The sequence below is a fragment of the Paracraurococcus lichenis genome (genome assembly GCF_030657435.1).
GTDB lineage: Bacteria > Pseudomonadota > Alphaproteobacteria > Acetobacterales > Acetobacteraceae > Paracraurococcus > Paracraurococcus lichenis.
The window spans coordinates 1-693 of the sequence record NZ_JAUTWS010000404.1 but is presented as its reverse complement, the minus strand read 5'-3'; the positions used below and the strand labels follow the sequence as shown (position 1 = coordinate 693).

The 693-nt window shown below is 64.9% G+C and carries 1 protein-coding gene; it reads right to left on the bottom strand.

Features of this window, described 5'->3' with window-relative positions:
• Positions 1-181 precede the first annotated feature (181 nt).
• A complete protein-coding gene (locus tag Q7A36_RS40505; protein WP_305109444.1) occupies positions 182-430 on the bottom strand; it encodes a PadR family transcriptional regulator in 249 nt (82 codons plus the stop codon).
• Between the last annotated feature and the right edge of the window lie 263 nt (positions 431-693).

The window sequence follows — 693 nt, the reverse complement described above, 5'->3', positions numbered from 1 at the left end:
TGTCACGTCCTCCGTGCTGAACTACTACTCAGGCCATCAAATACGTACCTATCGACCATGGCGCATGCGGAAAATTGGCCTGAGTACAGGCGAATCTATAAGCCCAGCGTTGGTGGCGTCACCTATTTGATGGCCTCCGTAGTAATGCCTCGATGGGCGATGCATTCAGATAAATGAGAGTTCAGCATGCGCAGCTGCCTCCCTGCTCCCGGCGGGTGGCCGCGCCGCGGCCCGTCGCGGCGAGCGTGGCGGTGGCGTCCATCCACGCGTCCAGGCCGACCTGGAATGCCTCGCGGCCCTTGTCGGTCAGCGTGTAGACGCGGCGCTCGCGGCCGGAGACGACCTCGGTCTCGGAGGTCACGTAGCCGCCCTGCTCGAACTCCCGCAGCGTCGGGTAGAGCGCCCCTTCGGACGGGGGGGCAGCAGCCATGGGTGGTCCGCTCGACCGCCCGGGCGATGTCGTAGCCGTGCGCCGGGCCGTCGTGCAGCACCTGGAGCACGAAGAAGCGGCTGAGGGCCATCTTGATCGTCCCGGCCCAGTAGGCGCGGTCGGTGAAGTCCGGGGGAGGACGGGACACGGCGCGCAGGCTGGGTTCTCGGGACATGTCGGGAATCTATACCTCGAGGGGCGAGGTATTACTACTCAGGCCATCAAATAGGTAGCATCTTGCTGCGCGCCGTGTGACGGTTCGA

Excerpts from the sequence above, each read along its gene's own strand:
- Q7A36_RS40505 (WP_305109444.1), bottom strand. The coding sequence starts at position 430 with ATGGCTGCTGCCCCCCCGTCCGAAGGGGCGCTCTACCCGACGCTGCGG.